Annotated in this window: 19 protein-coding genes and 2 riboswitches; of the genes, 9 read left to right on the plus strand and 10 right to left on the minus strand. The window is 63.6% G+C overall.

The genetic code is table 11. The features are described 5' to 3' along the window. Window positions 1-188 precede the first annotated feature (188 nt). Entirely contained in the window at window positions 189-1,214 is a 1,026-nt protein-coding gene (locus QUG01_RS02710) for a magnesium transporter (RefSeq protein WP_500828769.1), read from the minus strand. Window positions 1,215-1,289: 75 nt separating this feature from the next. Beyond that, window positions 1,290-1,457, minus strand: a riboswitch (M-box (ykoK) riboswitch). 354 nt (window positions 1,458-1,811) lie between these two features. On the opposite strand from QUG01_RS02710, the gene QUG01_RS02715 reads away from it, so the two are divergent. Continuing rightward, window positions 1,812-2,588, plus strand: coding sequence for an HAD-IIA family hydrolase (locus tag QUG01_RS02715; protein WP_500828770.1), 777 nt, complete (start codon window positions 1,812-1,814; stop codon window positions 2,586-2,588). Between the two features lie 74 nt (window positions 2,589-2,662). Here QUG01_RS02715 and QUG01_RS02720 read toward each other — a convergent pair whose 3' ends face one another. Further along, window positions 2,663-3,658, minus strand: coding sequence for a sodium:calcium antiporter (locus tag QUG01_RS02720; protein WP_500828771.1), 996 nt, complete (start codon window positions 3,656-3,658; stop codon window positions 2,663-2,665). A gap of 62 nt (window positions 3,659-3,720) precedes the next feature. Then, a riboswitch (yybP-ykoY riboswitch) is annotated at window positions 3,721-3,866 on the minus strand. Between the two features lie 285 nt (window positions 3,867-4,151). On the opposite strand from QUG01_RS02720, the gene QUG01_RS02725 reads away from it, so the two are divergent. Continuing rightward, window positions 4,152-6,029: a methyl-accepting chemotaxis protein gene (locus QUG01_RS02725; protein ID WP_500828772.1), complete on the plus strand. Its 1,878-nt coding sequence runs from the start codon at window positions 4,152-4,154 to the stop codon at window positions 6,027-6,029. Between the two features lie 32 nt (window positions 6,030-6,061). Here QUG01_RS02725 and QUG01_RS02730 read toward each other — a convergent pair whose 3' ends face one another. The 7 genes from QUG01_RS02730 to QUG01_RS02760 all read right to left on the minus strand — a co-directional run bounded on the left by QUG01_RS02730 (window position 6,062) and on the right by QUG01_RS02760 (window position 13,105). After that, window positions 6,062-7,066 (minus strand): ABC transporter ATP-binding protein, encoded by a 1,005-nt coding sequence (locus QUG01_RS02730; protein WP_500828773.1) that lies wholly within the window; start codon window positions 7,064-7,066, stop codon window positions 6,062-6,064. A gap of 15 nt (window positions 7,067-7,081) precedes the next feature. Continuing rightward, window positions 7,082-7,882, minus strand: a complete 801-nt coding sequence (locus QUG01_RS02735) for an ABC transporter permease (protein ID WP_500828774.1) — start codon at window positions 7,880-7,882, stop codon at window positions 7,082-7,084. Then, window positions 7,879-8,784, minus strand: a complete 906-nt coding sequence (locus QUG01_RS02740; RefSeq protein WP_103318481.1) for an ABC transporter permease — start codon at window positions 8,782-8,784, stop codon at window positions 7,879-7,881. The genes QUG01_RS02735 and QUG01_RS02740 overlap by 4 nt, the downstream gene beginning before the upstream one ends. A 67-nt stretch (window positions 8,785-8,851) precedes the next feature. Beyond that, window positions 8,852-9,952, minus strand: coding sequence for an ABC transporter substrate-binding protein (locus QUG01_RS02745; RefSeq protein ID WP_500828775.1), 1,101 nt, complete (start codon window positions 9,950-9,952; stop codon window positions 8,852-8,854). Window positions 9,953-10,129: 177 nt separating this feature from the next. Further along, window positions 10,130-11,389 carry a cyanide-forming glycine dehydrogenase subunit HcnC gene (gene hcnC / locus QUG01_RS02750; protein WP_500828776.1) on the minus strand — a complete coding sequence of 420 codons (1,260 nt, stop codon included), beginning with the start codon at window positions 11,387-11,389 and terminating at the stop codon, window positions 10,130-10,132. A 1-nt stretch (window position 11,390) separates the two neighbouring features. Next, window positions 11,391-12,797, minus strand: coding sequence for an FAD/NAD(P)-dependent oxidoreductase (locus QUG01_RS02755; RefSeq protein ID WP_500828777.1), 1,407 nt, complete (start codon window positions 12,795-12,797; stop codon window positions 11,391-11,393). Beyond that, window positions 12,794-13,105: a (2Fe-2S)-binding protein gene (locus tag QUG01_RS02760; RefSeq protein ID WP_500828778.1), complete on the minus strand. Its 312-nt coding sequence runs from the start codon at window positions 13,103-13,105 to the stop codon at window positions 12,794-12,796. Before QUG01_RS02760 ends, QUG01_RS02755 begins: the two co-directional genes overlap by 4 nt. Window positions 13,106-13,644: 539 nt before the next feature. Here QUG01_RS02760 and QUG01_RS02765 point away from each other — a divergent pair. The 3 genes from QUG01_RS02765 to QUG01_RS02775 all read left to right on the plus strand — a co-directional run bounded on the left by QUG01_RS02765 (window position 13,645) and on the right by QUG01_RS02775 (window position 15,737). Next, window positions 13,645-14,124 carry a hypothetical protein gene (locus QUG01_RS02765; RefSeq protein ID WP_500828779.1) on the plus strand — a complete coding sequence of 160 codons (480 nt, stop codon included), beginning with the start codon at window positions 13,645-13,647 and terminating at the stop codon, window positions 14,122-14,124. A 36-nt stretch (window positions 14,125-14,160) separates the two neighbouring features. After that, window positions 14,161-14,664, plus strand: a complete 504-nt coding sequence (locus tag QUG01_RS02770) for a hypothetical protein (protein ID WP_500828780.1) — start codon at window positions 14,161-14,163, stop codon at window positions 14,662-14,664. A 77-nt stretch (window positions 14,665-14,741) separates the two neighbouring features. Continuing rightward, complete coding sequence (locus QUG01_RS02775) at window positions 14,742-15,737, plus strand: asparaginase (RefSeq protein WP_500828781.1); 996 nt, start codon at window positions 14,742-14,744, stop codon at window positions 15,735-15,737. Between the two features lie 28 nt (window positions 15,738-15,765). Here QUG01_RS02775 and QUG01_RS02780 read toward each other — a convergent pair whose 3' ends face one another. Then, window positions 15,766-15,903, minus strand: coding sequence for a hypothetical protein (locus QUG01_RS02780; RefSeq protein ID WP_500828782.1), 138 nt, complete (start codon window positions 15,901-15,903; stop codon window positions 15,766-15,768). Between the two features lie 440 nt (window positions 15,904-16,343). On the opposite strand from QUG01_RS02780, the gene QUG01_RS02785 reads away from it, so the two are divergent. From QUG01_RS02785 to QUG01_RS02800, 4 genes are all read left to right on the plus strand, one after another. Continuing rightward, the gene (locus tag QUG01_RS02785) at window positions 16,344-16,895 is read left to right on the plus strand and encodes an AAA family ATPase (RefSeq protein ID WP_500828783.1); all 552 of its coding nucleotides are present in this window, start codon (window positions 16,344-16,346) and stop codon (window positions 16,893-16,895) included. A gap of 206 nt (window positions 16,896-17,101) precedes the next feature. After that, window positions 17,102-17,317 (plus strand): RNA-binding S4 domain-containing protein, encoded by a 216-nt coding sequence (locus QUG01_RS02790; protein WP_500828784.1) that lies wholly within the window; start codon window positions 17,102-17,104, stop codon window positions 17,315-17,317. 1 nt (window position 17,318) lies between these two features. Further along, on the plus strand, window positions 17,319-17,513 hold the full coding sequence (locus tag QUG01_RS02795) for an oxidoreductase-like domain-containing protein (RefSeq protein ID WP_500828785.1): 195 nt from the start codon (window positions 17,319-17,321) through the stop codon (window positions 17,511-17,513). Then, a complete protein-coding gene (locus QUG01_RS02800; protein WP_500828786.1) occupies window positions 17,500-18,366 on the plus strand; it encodes a 3',5'-nucleoside bisphosphate phosphatase in 867 nt (288 codons plus the stop codon). The genes QUG01_RS02795 and QUG01_RS02800 overlap by 14 nt, the downstream gene beginning before the upstream one ends.

The raw sequence follows: 18,366 nt of genomic DNA on the forward strand, positions 1-18,366 counted from the left end.
TCGGAGGGCGTTCGCGTGCGCGATGAGGAGTTTGCTGGGGTAGCCGGCATTGCCGGCCGAAATTCAAGCCGGTGGAGGACTAAGGTCGGTTGACGTTTGCTGTGTGGATCGCGTTTGGGTTCCGCCCAACCCATAGGGTCGGGCGCTGGTCGCGACCGCTCAGCAAACGTCAATGACCCTTAACGCGCTCAGGCCAGGTCGGTGATGACCAGCTTGGCGATGTTGAAATAGATCACCAGGCCTGTGCCGTCGATGAAGGTGGCGATGAAGGGCGCGGACACCACGGCCGGGTCGATGCGAATCTTCTTCAGCAGCATCGGAATGATGGACGACACGATGGCGCTCCATACCGTGATGGCGAACAACGTCAAACACACCACTATCGCCACTTCATGGCCGACGCCCAGCATCCAGGCGCGGAGCAAGCCCACCATGCCTATCGCCAGCGCGATCATGAACGAGGTGGTGACTTCCTTGCGCAGCACGGTGCCCAGATTGCGCAGTCCCACTTCGCCCACCGCCATGGCGCGCACCAGGGTGGAGGTGATCTGCGTGCCGCTGTTGCCGCCGGTGCCGATCAGCAGCGGAATGAAGAAGGCCAGCGCGATCACCGCCTCCAGTTGTTCCTCGAATACCTGCAGGATGGTGCTGGTGTAGGCTTCGGCGGCGAACAGCAGCAGCAGCCAAGGCAGGCGCTTCTTCCACAGGCCCCATGGGCTGGTGCTCAGATACGGCGTGTCCAGCGGCAGGCTGGCGCCTTGGCGCTGGGCGTCGTCGGTGCCTTCATCGCGGATCAAGGCGGCGATTTCGCGCTCATACAACGCACCCACCAGCTTGCCGCCGCGAACCACCGGCACGATGTCCAGGGTTCTTTCGGTCAGTTCCGGCGCGATATCCCGGCGCAACTGGCCGGGTTCGACCGAGTAGTCAGGCGCCAGCATCATGGTGGAAACAAGGCGCTGTTCGTCCTGCTCGGTCAGCAGCGCCTTCAGCGACAGCCGGCCATGCAGAAAGCCGCTGTCATCGGTGACAAAGACCTGCGCCGGAACATCGTTCTCGTGCAACTGGCTCAGGATATGGCCGCGGGCGCGGCCGACCGACATGCCTGGTCTGAGCGTGATCAGCGAGGCGCTCATATACGATGCGACGGTTTCTTTCAAATCAATATCCGCTCGTGGTGCGGCGGCGTGGATGTGGCTTGCGACGTAAGTCATGTAGGAATTCCCCGTTTAGCTGTTTAAACCGCAAACAGTTCTCAATGGGGGCGACAACCAGGAGGCGAGTGCAGGAAGCGATCTCCGCGTCTAGGTTTTGGCACTATGCAACGTATCCTGCCAGGGAAGTCACTTTGGGCTAAACCTTAATCCGATAAAGCCTGTCCTAACCTTGGGCGTCTCTCGACGTCGTCAGATCAGTGACCTGTGTTTGCATAGGAGCCTCGCCGAACGAGATACTGCATCTTTTCGATGAGTTGGGCGCCGGCCAGTCTTTGGGAGACGGGCGCGGCATCCGCCTGGCCGGCCCGCTTGGGCGTCAGCCAGACAGGTCTGAGCCAGGATTGTCGCTTTTGTTCCATATTTTTTCGTTTTTCTTATAATAAATATCATTATCATAAACAAGAAGCGCGCCAATCTGCCGTGGGCATGCCGCATATTGCGGCCGCAGGCAGGCGTGAGTCATGGCTGCGGATGGCAAGGGCTTGCCAGCGCAATAAAGCCGTCCCACAGCCGTGCTATGCTGTGCCGGTCGCGCAACCCAGCCGCGGCCCGCGATCGTGCCCGCGCAATCGGCACTGCGTTCTGGAACCACCTATGAGCAAGAGCATCATTTCCGACATGGATGGCGTGATCTATCGGGGCAAGCAGTTGATCCCCGGCGCGCGCGAGTTCATCCAGCGCCTGATCGACACCCAAACCCCCTTTCTGTTTTTGACCAACAACGCGGAGCAGACGCCGCTGGATCTGCGGCTGAAGCTGGAAGGCTTGGGCATCGTCGGGCTGACCGAGGACAACTTCATCACCAGCGCGATGGCGACGGCGATGTTTCTGAAGAGCCAGACCCGCAAAGCCATGCCCACTGCCTACGTGGTGGGCGGCGCCGGCCTGATCAACGAGCTGTACAATGTGGGTTTCTCGATTTCGGAATCGCACCCGGACTACGTGGTGGTGGCCAAGTCGCAAACCTTCAGCTTCGAGCAGATCAAAAAAGCCGTGCGCTTCATCGACCAAGGCGCCAAGTTCATCGGCACCAACCCGGACATGATCGATCCGATCGAGGGCGGCTACGAGCCGGCCGCCGGCACCTTGCTGGCCGCCATCGAGGCCGCCACCGGCAAGAAGCCTTATATCGTCGGCAAGCCCAACTCCCTGATGATGCTGCTGGCCACCCGCAAGCTCGGCGTCCATCCGGAAGAGGCGGTGATGATAGGCGACCGCATGGATACCGACATCGTCGGTGGCCTGGAGGCCGGCATGTGCACCGCGCTGGTGTTGTCCGGCGTCTCCACCCGCGAATCGATGGAGCAGTTTCCGTATCAGCCGGACTATGTGTTCGACAGCGTGGCGGACATCGATCCGCATGCGTTGTAGCCGATTCGGCGCATTGGTTTGATGCTTGCATGGCAGAGACGTCGCACCGCGCGTTCTCTGCCTGCTGCCTGGCGCTAGCTGCAGGCGACGAAGGCCACGAATACGCCGTACAAGCCGCTGACGGCCATCAGCGCGCGGCTATCCACCGCGCCGCGCCGGAACAGCAGCCATAGGAAAGCGATAGCCAGCGAGGTAATCACGCCGGAGGCCAGCAACGGGCCATCGAAGAGCCAGGGCGTGAAGAACATGCCCAGCGCGCTGGGGATGGTGGCCTGTATCATCATCGCGCCGGAGATGTTGGCCAGCGCCAGGCGTTCCTTGCCCTGGCGCACCCAGATCAGGGCATTCATGGTTTCCGGCAGCTCCGTCGCGACAGGGCTGAGCAGCAGCGCCACCAGATGGGGCGACCATCCCATGAGCGTGCCGATGGCTTCGAGCTGGGCGACGAACAGATGCGACGCGAAGCCGATGACCGCCAAGGCCAGCAGGGTTTGCAGCCCGGCCCAGGCCAGCGAGGGCTGGCTGCTGCGCGGGCGGATTTTCAGCGGCTCCAGCGTTTCCTCGTCCTCCGCGGTATCGGCATCGCGGATTTCGCGCCAGACATAGAGGGCGTAAGCGGCCAGAAACAGCACGCCCAGCCAGGGCTTGATGGCGAAGGCGACCAGGCCGAGCGCCACCTTGACCACAAACACGGCCAGGAAGGCGGCCTGGTCGCGGCTAAGCCGGGCATGGTCCACCCGCACCTGGTGCGAGTCCCGAACCAGGCGTTTGCGGTTGAGCAGCAGGGCAAAGCCGACCACGGCATAGGCCAGGGTGGCCAGAACCAGCGGCCCGCCCATTGCGGCGCCTACGCCAAGATCCTTCTGCGCGGGCGTGTCTCCAAACACCACGGCCATGAAGGTGACGGCGCTTTCCGGCAGCGCGGTGCCGAAGGCCGCCAGCACCGAGCCGACAGCGGTGGCGCCGAGCTTCATGCCGCGGCCAACCCATTCAATGCCATTGACGAAATATTCGCAGGCGAGATAGATCGCTACGGCGGACAGGAAAAACAGGACAAGAGTGAGAAACATGGAACGGTCCGGCCGGGCAAGCAAGATTCCAATGGCGCGGCAATGCGGCTTGCCCGGCTGGCAAAGCGCATTGCGGCCAAAGGTCTCGCCGGGCTCACGCTGCTGTTGCAGCGGCTGACCACGCCATGAGACAGCTGCCTCAAGTTTGTTGACGTGGTCTTCCCAGCGGGGACGCTGGGAATGGCTACTCCCCAATGACTACAGCGGGCGATGTTACCAGCTTGAGGCCATCCTGTCTCCTGTTGGGCGCTGTGTCGGAACGCCCGGCTTTGCCAGGCGCATACGCCATCAAGCCGAGGTTTCACTGTTTTGCGCGGGCCGCCTGATTGCCCTGGACTGACGCGGCGTTGTCGCGGATGGGCGGGCGTTTTTCCCGATATCCCCCAGCCTGATCGGTCGCGGGAAAACAACTCGGACAGGCTTTAAGTGCTTTCGCTTACGCCAATGCCTGGGTACTTCTATAGTGAATCATTCTGGCGTGGGAGGGATGGCTATGCGAGCGCGGCTCAAGGTCGCCCACAAACTGGTGCTGTTGATTGCGCCGCTGGTGCTGGCGCTGTTCATCGCGGCGCTTGGCTATGCCTGGCATCAACGCCTGCTGTTGCAGGAGTTGAACCGGGATCAGTCGCTGGCGGAAAACATCGCGCTGGCAGGCGACCTGATCCATGACCTGCAGGCGGAGCGCGGGCTGAGCTATGGCTATCTGAACCTGCATCAGCCGCTGCCCGCGCCACTGAGCCAAGCCAGGGCGGCGGCGGACGATGTGCTGCAGCGTCTGCAACGGCAGCCGCGCGCCGACATGTCCAATGAACTGCGCGCTTATCTCGACAACGCCGTGCCGCGCCAGGACGCCTTGGCGCAATTGCGGCGCGACATCGATGCCCGCCATATCTCTCCCGATCCGGCTTTTCTGCGCTATTCCGACATGATCGAACAGCTGTCCCGCATCGTCGCGCTGTTCCACGCCAACACGCAGCAAGTGCAGGCCTTGGTGCTGCAATGGTCGGCGGTGAATTGCCAGAAAGAATACACCGGCCGCGCGCGCGGGCTGATCACCGGGGTGCTGACGGTGGGCAGTTTCAGCATCACCAATTTCCGCCAGGTCAGCGGGGTGGTGTCGCAGGAGGAGCTGTGCCGGGCGCAATACCGCCAATATGGCGGCGACGAGGCCGTGCTGCAGGCGGCCATGGACGGCTCGCGGCAGTTCGAGTCGGCGCGCGATGCCGTGCTGGCGCGCGGGGCCGGCGCCATGCAGAGCCTGCGTCCGGACGAGTGGTTCCAGGTGTCCAGCCGGCGGGTGGACGCCTTGATGGGGGTGGAGAAGGCCATTCTGGCCCAGATCAGCAGGTTGCTGGAGCAACAGGCCAGTTCGGCGCGGCTGAGCAGCTATCTGGTGCTCTTGGGTTTGTTGTTGCTGTTGATGCCGGTAGGGCTGGCGGTGGTGGTGGGCCGCAACATCATCCGCACCCTGGGCGCGGAGCCGGACGAGGTGGCGCAGGGCATGCGCGAGTTGTCGGCCGGACGGCTGGATTTCTTCCTGCCTTTGCGCGAAGGCGATACCCATAGCCTGGCCGCCCACATCCGCCAGATGGGACAGCGGCTGTCGGGGGTGATCATGCAGGTCAAGGAAGATGCCGATGCGGTGGCCAATGCTTCGGACGAACTGAATTCGGCGTCGCAGGGGCTGTCGCAGGGCGCGGCGCGCGCATCGGCCGATGTGGAGGGCACCAGCACCTCGGTGGACGACATCGCCGGCTGCATGTTCCGCATGGCGAGCGACGCCAATCACGCCGGCGGCATGGCCGATACCGCCAGCGTCCAGGCGGCGGAGGGCAACCGGGTGGTGCAGCAGACGATCGCGGCGATGCACAAGATTGCCAAGCGCACCGACATCATCGACGACATCGCCTATCAGACCAATCTATTGGCCTTGAATGCGGCGATAGAGGCGGCGCGGGCCGGCGAGCACGGCAAGGGTTTCGCCGTGGTGGCCGACGAGGTGCGCAAGCTGGCCAAGCGCAGCCAGGCGGCGGCGCAGGAGATCGGCCAGGTGGCGATCAGCAGCGTGCAGCTGGCCGAGAGCGCCGGCCAGCAGTTGAGCGATATCGTGGAGTCCAGCCTCAAGACGCTGGAGCTGGTGAAGGGCATTTCCTGCGAGGCCACGCAGCAGGCGCAACGGGTGGGCGGCATCAATCAGGCCATGCAGCGGCTGAACCAGCTGTCGCAGGACAACGCCGCAGCCAGCGAGGAACTGTCCGCGGCGGCGCAGGAGGTGGCGATGCGGGCGGATAGCTTGCGGCGCCAGATGCAGTATTTCCAGCAGGGGGCGGAGCCGGCGCAGCAAAACGGCCCCGGAGAGGCGGGGCCGTAACGGTCAAGCGGTAGAGCGGCTCGGGCTGGCGTTCAGCGCACTTCGCGCAGGTCGTCGCGCGCGATCTTCAGCCGCACCTGGGTGCCGCCGGCCAGCAGGTCGGCCGCGTTGCGGTTCAGCCGGTCCACTTGCAGCATGGCGCCGTGGGCTTCCACCTGATAACGGATGACGTTGCCCAGCAGCTGATGCTGGCGGATCACCGCCGGCAGCGCGCCTTCGGTCGGGTCATCGTGGCTCAGCAGCTGGACCGATTCCGGACGGATGGCCAAATGGCCGCTGATCTCCATTCCCAACAGCGCGTGGCTCTGCTGCGCCGTCAGCAGGTTGTAGTTGCCCATGAAGCGGGCGACGAATTCGGTGGCCGGCTGGGTGTAGATCGTTTCCGCCGCGCCTTCCTGCTCGACCTTGCCCTGATTCATCACGAAGATGCGGTCGGACAGCGTCAGCGCTTCCTCTTGGTCATGGGTCACGAAAATCGTGGTCAGGCCCAGGCGGCGCTGGATGTCGCGGATCTGCTCGCGCAGGTTCTTGCGGATGCGGGCATCCAGGGCGGACAGCGGCTCATCCAGCAGCAAGAGGCGCGGCTCCACCACCAGCGCGCGCGCCAGGGCCACGCGCTGGCGCTGGCCGCCGGACAACTGGTGCGGGAAGTGCTGCTCGCGGCCGTTCAGCTCCACCAGCGCGATGACTTCTCCCACCTTGCGGCGGATCTCGTCGGCCGAGCGCTTTTGCATTTTCAGGCCAAACGCGATGTTGTCCGCCACGTTCATATTCGGGAACAGCGCATAGCTCTGGAACACCATGCCGATGCCGCGCTTCTGCGGCGACAGGTAGGTGATGTCGTCGCCGCAGAGGCGGATGACGCCGCCGCTGGGCGTTTCGAAGCCGGCGATCATGCGCAGCACGGTGGTCTTGCCGCAGCCGGACGGGCCGAGGAAGGTGACGAATTCGCCGGTTTCCACCTGCATGTTGAAATCGTGCACCACGGCCTGCTGGCCGAAACGCTTGTTCAGATGATCAATGTGCAGAAATGCCATGATTGCTTCCGTATATCAGTGTTTGTCGGCGCCGAGCGCGGCGCGGTTGCGGCTGAACACCTGCATCAGGCCCATCGCCGCCCAGGTGACCAGGAAGGCGATGATGGCCAGCGCAGCCGGTTCGTAGGCGCGGTTGGCGCCGATCAGCTGCAGATAGGGGCCGAAGGCCGGGCGCGCCAGCAAGCTGGCCAGGGTGAACTCGCCGATGACGATGGCGAAGGTCAGGAAGGCGCCGGACAGGATGGCGGTTTTCAGGTTGGGGAAGATCACCAGCCTGAGGATGTCGAACCAGCCGCTGCCCAGGCTTTGCGCGGCCTCGGTCAAGGAGCGCACATCGATGGCGGACAGGCCGGTATCGACCGAGCGGTACAGATAGGGCAGGGCCAGGGTTACGTAGCCGCATACCAGCAGCAGATCGGTGCCGCGCTCGTTGCCGGTGAACGGCAGCCAGCCGCCGCTGCCGTACAGCCGCAGGTAGCCGAACACCAGCACGATGGCGGGGATCACCAGCGGCAGCAATGTGATGAATTCGATCAGCGGACGCAGCCGCGGCAGCTTCAGCTGTATCCAGAACGCAGTGGGCACCACCAGCAGAATCCCCACCAGGATGGTCAGCAGCGCCAGTACGGCGGAGTAGGCGAAGCTGGCCTGGAAGCCGGGGTCGGCCAGCACCACCTTGTAAGCCTCTAGGCTGTAGCCTTCGCGGCGCATCTTCAGGCTGAACTCAAATGTGGCGATCAAGGGCAGCAGGAAGTAGCCGCTGCCCAAAAGAATGGCGATCCAAGCGCCCAGGCGCGATGTGGCTTTGGTTTTCATGCGGCCTCCCGGTGGCTGCGCTTGCGCAGCCAGATATAGCCGGCGTTGGCGCTGCCGGTGATCAGAACCATGCCCAGCGCCAGCGCGTAACCGAGGTTCTGGTCATGCAGTACGTCGCCGTGAATCTGCGCGTACAACAGGATGGTGACGATATTCAGCGAGCTGCCGGTCAGCGCGTAGGCGGTGGCCACGGCGCCGAAGGCGTTGGCGAACAACAGCAGCGCGGCGCCGACCAGGCTGGGCCACAGCACCGGCAGCGCGATGTGCCGCCAGTAAGCGAAGGCCGATCCGCCCAGGCTCTCGCAGGCTTCGCGCCATTCGTCCTTCAATCCTTCCACGGCCGGGGCGATGATCAATACCATCAGCGGCACCTGGAAGTACAGATAGGTCAGGGTCAGGCCGGCGAAGCTGAGGATGGAGAAGCCGCTGGCGTACAGGTCGAAGTCCAGATACTTGCGCAGCAGCATGGTGACCAGGCCCATGCGGCCCAGCGTGGACAGGAAGGCGAAGGCCAGCGGGATGCCGGCGAAGTTGGACGCCACCCCGGAAAACGTGGTCAGCGTCGGGCGGATCCAGGCGGGCAGGCCGCCGCGGATGGCGGCCAGCGCCAGCAGCAGGCCCAGCAGTGTGCCTAGCACGGCGGAGGCGGCGCTGATCTGCAGGCTGATGCGATACGCGCTGAGGATGTTGTCGTCGAACAGGCGGGCGATATTGTTCAGCGTGAAGTTGCCTTGCGCATCCTGAAAAGCGCCCACCATCAGCATGGCGGTGGGCAGGATCAGAAACAGCAGCGCGAACAGCAAAAACGGCGCGACGCCCAGCCAGGACAGCAGCGCGGCGCGGGTGCCGCCGGCGGCTGCGCCGGCGACGGGCGTCGGTATGGATTCGGTGGATGCGGACATCGTTGTATTTCTCGAGCGAGGTAAAAGGGCCGCCTTGGGCGGCCCTGGTGGCTGGCGAGGGAGCGGCTTACTTGACGCTGCTGCCCACCACGCTGTCCCACTGCTTGGTGATGCCGGCCTTGTAGTTTTCCTGTTGTTCCACGGTCGGGAACACGGCCTTCTTGTAGGCGGCTGCATCCGGCAGCTTGTTGAGCAATTCGGCCGGAATCTTGTTCTTGGCGGTCAGATCGTTGAAGCGGATCGGATGGCAATAGCCCTTCAGCCAGGCCACTTGGCCTTCGTCGGAGAACAGGTATTCCATCCACAGCTTGGCGGCGTTCGGGTGCGGCGCGTAGGCGCTGATGCCCTGTGCGTAAACGCCGGCCACTACGCCGGTCTTCGGCACGATCACGTCAACCTTGGGGTTGCCCTTCAGCGTGTCGCGGTCGGCCAGCGCGTTGTAGTCCCAGCGCACGATGATGGGGGTGGTGCCCTGGGCCAGCGAAGCGGCCTTGCCGATCACCGGCACGAAGTTGCCGTTCTTGTTCAGTTGCGAGAAGAACTTCAGGCCGGCGTCGGCAGACTTGCCCACATCGCCCTTGGCCTGGGACAGGCCGGCGGCGAACACGCCCTGGATGGCCTGGTTGGCGGCGCGCGGGTCGCCGGCCAGGGCCACGGCGTTCTTGTATTCCGGCTTCAACAGGTCGGCCCAGTCGGCCGGCGCCTTGCTGATCAGGTCTTTGTTGACCTGGAAGGTCAGCACGCCGTAGTAGTCGCCGTACCAGTAGCCTTCCTTGTCCTTGACGTTGTCCGGAATGGTTTTCCAGGTGGACACCTTGTACGGCTGCAGCAGGCCCTGGGCCTTGGCTTGCGGGCCGAAGGACAGGCCGACGTCGATCACGTCCGGCGTCTGCGGGCCCTTGTTGTTCTTGTTGGCCTTGATGGCCTCCAGCTCGTCGGCGGAGCCGGCGTCCGGATTCAATTCGTTGACCTTGATGCCGTACTTGGCCTTGAAGCCGGCGATGACGTTGCCGTAGCCGCACCAGTCGTGGGGCAGGCCGATCACGGTCAGTTCGCCTTCTTTCTTGGCGGCCTTGACCAGGGCATCGAGGTTGGCGGCCAGGGCGGCGTTGGCAACCGTGGCCAGCGCGCCGGCAACGGCGAGGTAAGCGAGCTTGTTCTTCATCATGGGTCCCCTTTCACGGCCAGTGGCCTATTTATCAAAAAACTGATGCGATGGTATGAGGGAATGATGACAAAACGACGTCATTAATATGACAAACTGATTTCAGTGCTGGATGGCGCGCGGCTTGCAGGAAAAACCGCCAGGCCCAAAGGCCATGGCGGCGCAGGAATAGACGCTTGGTCAAGCGTGCAGTGCGAAGTCCATGGCTTTTGCGCTGCGGTTGGGGAAGCGGCTGGCCAGAAACGGCGTGATGTCCAGCGGCAGCGGCTCTCCGCGCACCAGGCCGTTCAGCAGCACGCCGGTGATCGCCGAGGTAAGCATGCCGGTGCGGAAATGGCCGCAGGCGTTCAGATAGCCTTCTATGCCGTCTTCCGGCCCCAGAATGGGCAACTCGTCCGGCGTGCCAGGGCGCAAGCCGGCCCAGCAGCGCTTGATGTTGATGTTGGCGAGTTCCGGCAGGCAGCGCACGGCGCCTCGCACCAGCCCATTGATTTCCGGGTAGGTGATGCCGGTGTCGAAACCCTTGTCCTCCGTGGTGCTGCCGATCAGGATTTCGCCGTTGTCTTTCTGCGCGATGTAGCAATCGCTGGTGGTGATGCAGCCGCGCAGCAGCTTGGGCATCTTCTCGGACAGCACGATCTGGCCCTTGACCGGCTTGACCGGGATGGTGCGGCCGGTGGCCCAGCGCGACAGTTCGGCGGCCCAAGAGCCGCCGGCATTGATCAGCGTGTGGCAGGAAAAGTCTCCCGCTTCGGCGGTGCGCACGCCGGTGACGCGGCTGCCCTGGCGGACGACGTCGGTGACGTTGACATTGAAAAACACGTCCGCGCCGTTCTGCCGCGCCGCTTCGGTGTAGGCGTCGGTCAGGCGGAAAGGATTGATCTGGTGGTCGCACAGGAATTCCAGCGCGCCCTGTGCCTCTTCGCTGACGTATGGCTCATGCTCGCGCAGCTGGGCGCGGTCCAGCCAGCGCATTTGGCTGGACAGATGGGGAATCTGGGCGGCGATGTGCTCGGCGTAGAGCTGGTCTTCCTCGTCGTAAATGATGTACTTGAGCCCGGTTTCCTCAAACTTGAAGTCCATGCCGTGGTTTTCCATCAGCTCCTGGTGCAGGGCCGGGTACAGCGCATTGGAGGCCAGCGCGAAGTCGAAGAAGCTCTGCGGCAGGATGTGCGGCGTGGTGGCATCCACCGCCATCGCCGCGCCCGTGGCTTCCCGCTTGTGTTTGGCCGAGGTCATGCGGAAGAAGATCACGCCGCAGCCCAGGCCTACCGATTCGCCTATCGCCCACAGGCCGCCTGCGGAGGCGCGGGAAGCGTTGCCGGGGCGCTTGCTGTCGATCAGCGCGATCTTCAGGTCGCGGTTCTTGGACAGCTGGTAGGCGCAGGAGGCGCCGATCACGCCGCCGCCGGCGATCACGATGTCGTATTGCTTGCTCATGTCAAATCTCTTCAGTCTGTTGGGCGTCGATGGCGGAGAAGGCCGAGAACGGCAGCGGGTCCAGCGGAAAGCGCGGGCGTATCCAGCCCACGTCGCGCTTGCCGGTGTGCTCGCGCAGGCGGTCGCTGCAATAGCCGACGCACATCTTGCCCTGGCAGTCGCCCATGCTGACCCGGGTGCGCATCTTCAGGCTGATCAGGTCATTGACGCCCTGTTCCAGCGCGGTGTCGATGTCCTGGCGCGTGGCATGCTCGCAGCGGCAGATCACGGTGTCGGGGGTGGGCAGCGCCAATTGGCCGAGGCCGCGTCGGGTGAAGCTGTCTATGCCCTTGCGGAAGCGCAGGAGGGACGCCAGCTCGCTCAGGCAGGTTTGGCGCTGGCTCAGCGCCTGCCGCTCGTCCAGTTTGCCGAGTTGGCGCAGCATGGATAGCGCGGCGATGCGGCCGGAAAGCATGGCCGCTTCGCCGCCCCGCAGGCCGCCGATGTCGCCGGCCAGATGGATGTTGTCGCGACTGCTGCGCTGCCAGTCGTCGTTGACGGGCTTCAGGTAGCCGTCGTCGGCGTAATGGTGAGCCAGGTCCATCTGCTGGGTCAGCTGAGTGCGGGGAATGAAGCCGTAGCCTACCGCCAGCGTTTGCGCGGGGAAGCGGCGCGCGCGCGTCAGGTCGGCGTGCCAGTCGGCGTCATACGGCGCGACCGTCACTTCGTTCAGCTCGGCATCGCCATGCGCTTCCACCACGCCCCAGCCGTAATGCAGCGGAATGCCGTGACGCTTCAGATAGGCCACCATGCTCAAGCCATCCAGGAACAGCTGCGGCTGGTTGAGCAGGGCCAGCGCTTCTTTAGCCAGCCGGCCAAAGGCGCTGGCCTCGTAAACGCCGGCCACTTCCGCGCCGGCGCGGTGCAATTGGCACGCCACCAGCGGCAGCAGCGGGCCGGTGCCCGCCAGAACGGTGCGTCCCAGCGGCTTGACGACGCCGCTCTTGATCTGCAATTGCAGGCCGCCCAGCATGATCACGCCGGGCAGGGTCCAGCCGGGGAAGGGCACGCTGCGTTCGTGGCAGCCGGCGGCCAGCAGCAGTTGCGAATAAGGGATGGGTTGAACCAGGTTTTCTTCCGTGAGCGCGAAGAGTTGGCTGGCATCGCCGCCGACGATGCGCGTGTTCAGGCGGATGTCGATCTGCGGACGGAATTGCTCGAATTCGCGGTGCAGCGCCTGCATGTTTTCGCGATAGCGCTCGCCCAGATAATCCAGCACCACGCCTTCCCGCAGCGGGCCGCGGTAGACCACGCCGCCCAGGCGCGAAGCTTCGTCCAGCAGCATGCAGGGCACGCCGTGGCGGGCCAGCGTCATGGCGGCGGACATGCCGGCCGGCCCGCCGCCGACGATGACGGGTTTGGCGCTCATTTCAGACCCTCCGTATCGAAGCGGTTGCTGGCGGTTTCTACCCGCATTCCGGGCTGCACCAAGGTCTGGCAGGCCCGCCGCTTGTGGTGGCCGTCTATGCGGACCTGGCAGCAATGGCAGACGCCCATGCCGCAATAGGAGCCGGCGATTTGTTGATTGTCATTGCGGCTGAGCCGGCGCAGACCGATCGCGTTCAGCACGCTGAGCACGGTTTCTCCAGGTGCGGCGGCAACCGCTTCTTCGTTGATGTGTATGGTGAGTGTCTGGCCTTGCAGGGCCTGGATGTCATGATTGCGGTTTAGAGCCATGAAACACCTTGCTGAATGGAAGATTTGGCGGGTGTGCTTGTATCTGCATGCGCCGGGAGGCCCGCCCATCCTTTCCCGCCATGCTTTAGCCGTTTGCCCATAGGCTGGGTTTTGACTGAATTCATATAATTATGACATATGAAAATTAATTTAATTTGAATAAATTTTTATCATTGTCTGAATTTTATTCATTTAACAAAAATCAAATTTTGAATTCATATCCACCAGAAAATGACAGTTATCCAATCTGTCTGTTACTTTTTTCGGACGGTCTGTTTATGCAAATTAATCGGGGTTCTTAATAAAATTTCACATAAGAACCTTGTTTAGAAATTTCTATTTAAAACAAATATGTCCTCGGCGCGAGGCGGCTACAAACGCTTACATGCGGAAACCTAAAGCGTGCTGAAAGCGCAGGTGACCGATGTCAAGCTGTGATCGGCAGGAGTTTGGTTCGGACTCCGGAAACATCGAGAAGACAGATTCCAAGGAGATGCAAGGTGGAATGGAGGAAACACGGCGGTAAATGGATAGCCCTGATGCTGGCAGCCGCCAGCCTCAGCGCTTGCGTGGTGACGCCGCCGCGCGCCCAGGTGGTGTATCAGCCGGCGTCGGCGCGCCTGGACCTGCCGCGCGAGTGGCGACCGGCGGATCACCCGTATTATCTGCATGCGATGAGCGACTTGCGCCAGGCGCGCGCTTATCTGGCGCGGCCGGATTATCCGCAGATCGCCGATGACGAGCGCCGCGCGGTAGGCGAGATCGATGCCGCGCTGAACGAGATGCAACGCGCCGCCATAGAAGATGGCAAAGACCCCTGGCGCTATGAGCAGCCGGACGCGCGCATGAGTCCAACCGACCGCTTCCACAAGGCGCTGGCGCTGCTGGATGCCGCCCGCCGCGACGCCAGCCATCAGGAAGACGATCCGTGGGTGCGCGATCTGCAGCATCGCATCCTGCGCCACATAGACGGCGCGCACCGTGCCGTGCAGCAGGCTATCAACGACGCCCTGCGCTAAGGCGGCGAAAGTTAAGAACAATTCGAGGAGACAACCATGAAGCTGCGTGGAATTCTGACGGTCCTGGTTTTTGCCGCCGCCGGCAACGCCATGTTGAGCGCGCCTGCCTGGGCCGATGGCTGGCGCGAGGGAGATCCGTGGAGCTGGCAGCAGCACCAATGGCATCCGGAGGAACACCCGTATTATCTGCACGCGATGAGCGATTTGCGTCAGGCGCGCGATCTGCTGGCCAGGCCGGACTATCCGCAAGTCATGGATGACGAACGCCATGCCGTGGATGAGATAAACAAGGCGATGCGCAAGATGCGCGACGCGGCCATCGACGATGGCAAGGACATCTACGACCGCATGCCGCCGGATGCCCGCTGGCGTCCGGAAGACCGTTTCCATCAGGCCAAGGAGCTGCTGGCCAAGGCCCGCCAGGATGCGACCCATCGCGAGGACGATCCGTATCTGCGCTCGCTGCAGCGCGACATCGTCCATCATATCGATGAGGCACAGCGCGCCATTGATCAGGCAATCAACGACGCATTGCGCTGAGCCCCGCCTGCCGCCGGTGTGACGCCGGATAGGGCTTGCGCTACCATCAGGCAAGATTAAGCCAGATGGAGTATGCAATGAGCCGAATCCTGGTGCTCTACACCGGTGGTACCATAGGCATGGACCACACCCCCGAAGGCCTGGCTCCCGTGCCGGGCCTGCTGCCGCGGCTGCTGCAGCGTTTCGAACGTCCCGGGCTGGAATTCGACATCGTTGAATTCGCGCAGCTGATCGACTCCTCCGCCATCACCCCGCGTCAATGGAACGAGATCATCGACGCCTTGGTCTCGCGCTATGCGCAATACGACGGCTTCGTTGTGATCCACGGCACCGACACCATGGCCTATACCGCCAGCGTGCTGGCCTTCGCCCTGCAGGGCTTGGCCAAGCCGGTGGTGCTGACCGGCGCCCAGTTGCCGCTGGTTCATCCGCGCTCGGACGGCTGGGCCAATCTGGCAGATGCCTTCGAGGCCGCCTGCCAGGCTGATCTGCATGAAGTCGCCATCGCTTTCAACCGCCTGCTGCTGCGCGGCTGCCGCGCCCGCAAGCTGGACGCCGAACATTTTGACGGTTTCAACAGCCCCAATGCCGAGCCCCTGGCCGAGTTCGCCATCCATGCCCATTGGCGGCGCGATCGCTGGCTCAAACAGGACGGTGGATGGCGGCCGCAACGGGTCAATGAAGAACTGAAGCTGGCCGCGCTGATGCTGACGCCGGGCTATGGCAGCGCATGGGCCGGGCGCGCCTTGCAAAGCGGGGAGCTGGATGGCGCCATCCTGCTGAGCTATGGCAGCGGCAACGCTCCCGCCGATCCCTCGCTGCTGGACGGCATTGCGGCGATGACGGCGCGCGGTTGCCCGGTGTTGACCTTGACCCAGGTGGTGAAGGGCGCGGTGGAGGTGGGCGCTTATGCCGCCAGCCAGCCGCTGGCGCGAGCCGGCGCGCTGCCGGGAGGGGATCTGACGCCGGAGGCGGCGCTGGCCAAGCTGCATGTGCTGTTGTCGGCGGCGCCGTCGGCCGCGGCGCTGCGCGAGGCGCTGGCTTGCTCCTTGCGTGGCGAGATCACCCTGTAAGGCGTGGCGGGTGTTGAAGCCAGGCTGCCTAAAAAACAGGCAGCCTTTTTTCATGCTTGGCATTCAAGGACTTGCCATGCTTGTCCACAGCGCTTCCACATTTCTCTGCACCGGAGATGTGGGCAAGCGCCTCATCGGCGCCGAAGATGGAAGCGGCGGTTTGCATGGCCATCTGCCTAAAAAATAGTCAGATCGGTATGGGTAAAGCAAAATCAGCCACTTGCGTTGTTTGTCCACAATCGGCGCACAGGATTGTGTACCGTAGGTGGGGATTTCTCTGGATGGGCGGGAGGATGGATTTGCCTAAAAAATAGGCGATCAGGTTTTTTCTTTGGATTTCATCGGCTTGCTCAAGCTATCCACAGCGGGTCCACACAACGCTTCACTTGAACTGGGGGGAAAGTTCTCGCTTGATTAAAAAATAGACGGGTGGGCAAATGTCTCATTCCATCAAGGCTTTGCCTGTCTTTTCCACAGCCGGCTCACAGCGCTGTCCCCGGCTATTGTGAAAAACGCGGAAAGCCTTTGCCGTCGCGGTATAATGGTGGGCTTGGCCGGGCGATGGCCGGCGCGTCCTGCCGGCGGCTTGGCGCGGATGCGAGGGCAATGCGGCAACAATATGGCGACAGGCCGATCCGGGTGGCGATAGTCGGGCCGGAATCCAGCGGCAAGAGCACATTGGCGGAAGATCTGGCGCGCCGCTTGCGCGAGCAAGGGTGGGCGGCGACGTGGGTGGAGGAGTATTCCCGGGCCTATTACGCCGATAAGCCCTACGTCTCCACACCGGCCGACATCGAGGCAATCGCCGCCGGCCAGCTGGCTGCGGAGGATGCGGCGGCGGCTGGCAGCCGCATCCTGTTGTGCGACACCACGGTGCTGACCTGCAAGATCTGGGCGGAAGTGGCCCACGGCGCGGCTTCGGCGCAGCTGTTGGCCTTGTACCGGCCGCACGATTACGACTTGACGCTACTGGCCTGCCCGGACATTCCCTGGCAGCCTGACCCATTGCGCAGCCATCCCACCCAGCGCGATTGGCTGCTGGAACTGCACCGGCAGGAACTGGCGCGGCAGGGCATCCAAGCGGTGGAATTGCGCGGCGCGCGCGAGCTGCGGCTGGCGCGCGCGCTGCAGGCGGTCTTGGCTTTGCTGCCTGCTTAAAAAATGAACAGAGGCGGAACGGGCAGCAAAAACAGCGGCTTGCCGCGCTTGTCCACAGCGCCTCCACAAGTTTGTGCGCCGGGAGCGTGGATAGCCCGGCGGCGCTGCCTAAAAAATGGGCGGCCAGAAAAACATCAGACAGATTAAGGGCTTGGCGGCCTTGTCCACAGGCCGCTCACAAGCCTGTCCAGAATGAGTGTGAAAAAATGAAAGAAAGCTTCAAGCTGGCCAGCGAATACATCGCGCTGTGCGACCTGCTCAAGGCCTGCAACGTCTGCCATTCCGGCGGCGCCGCCAAGCATTTCATCGGCGAGGGCAATGTGCGGGTGGATGGGAAGGTGGAGCTGCGCAAAACCTGCAAGATCCGCGCCGGTCAGCAAGTCAGCGGCGATGGCTTCAGCATCGTGGTCGAGGCCGCCTGACATGGCAGACCCGGCTGACATCAGGCCGGAGCCGCCGTTCGAGGTCAGCGACGATATGTGCTGCGGCAGCGGCTGCGAGCCGTGCATTCTGGACCTTCATCAGCGGGAGCTGCGCGAATACCGCGCCCGGCTGGCGGCCTGGGAGCAGCGGCAGGCCGCACCGCAGGCCGGAGGAGAATACGATGGGCGGCATTGACCTGCATTTCCATTCCCGCACCTCGGACGGCGCGCTGACGCCGACCGAGGTGATAGACCGCGCCGCCTTGCGTCAGCCGGCGCTGTTGGCGCTGACCGACCACGATTGCACTGGCGGCTTGGCCGAGGCCGCCGCGGCCGCGGCCAGGCATGGCATAGGCTTTTTGAACGGCGTCGAGATTTCGGTGAGCTGGGGCCGCCACACGGTGCACATCGTCGGATTGGGCGTCGATCCCGACAACGGCGCGCTGGCCGCCGGGCTGCAAAGCATACGCGACGGGCGGCTGGAGCGGGCGCGGCAGATGGCGGACTCGCTGGCCGCGGCCGGCATCGCCGGTTGTCTCGAGGGCGCCATGCGCTGGTGCGACAATCCGGAAATGATCAGCCGCACCCACTTCGCCCGCCACCTGGTGGACTGCGGCGCGGTCAAGGACGTGCGCACCGTGTTTCGCAAGTATCTGACGCCGGGCAAGCCGGGCTACGTGGCCCACGAGTGGGCCAGCCTGGAAGATGCCGTGGGATGGATTGTCGGCGCCGGCGGGATGGCGGCCATCGCCCATCCCGGCCGCTACGACATGGGCCGCACGTTGATCGAACGGCTGATCCTGGACTTCAAGGCGGCAGGCGGACAGGGCATAGAAGTGGCCAGCGGCAGCCATAGCCTGGACGATATGCACAAGTTCGCGCTGCACGCGGATCGGCACGGGTTGTTCGCCAGCAGCGGCAGCGACTTCCACACGCCGGGCGAGGGCGGCCGCGACGTCGGCCACACCGAGGATCTGCCGCCTATCTGCCGGCCGATCTGGCGTGAGCTGGAGCCGCGCATCATCCGGGCAGCGTCCCAGAGTGATTAG

Source organism: Chromobacterium sp. CCUG 76385 (assembly GCF_059916625.1).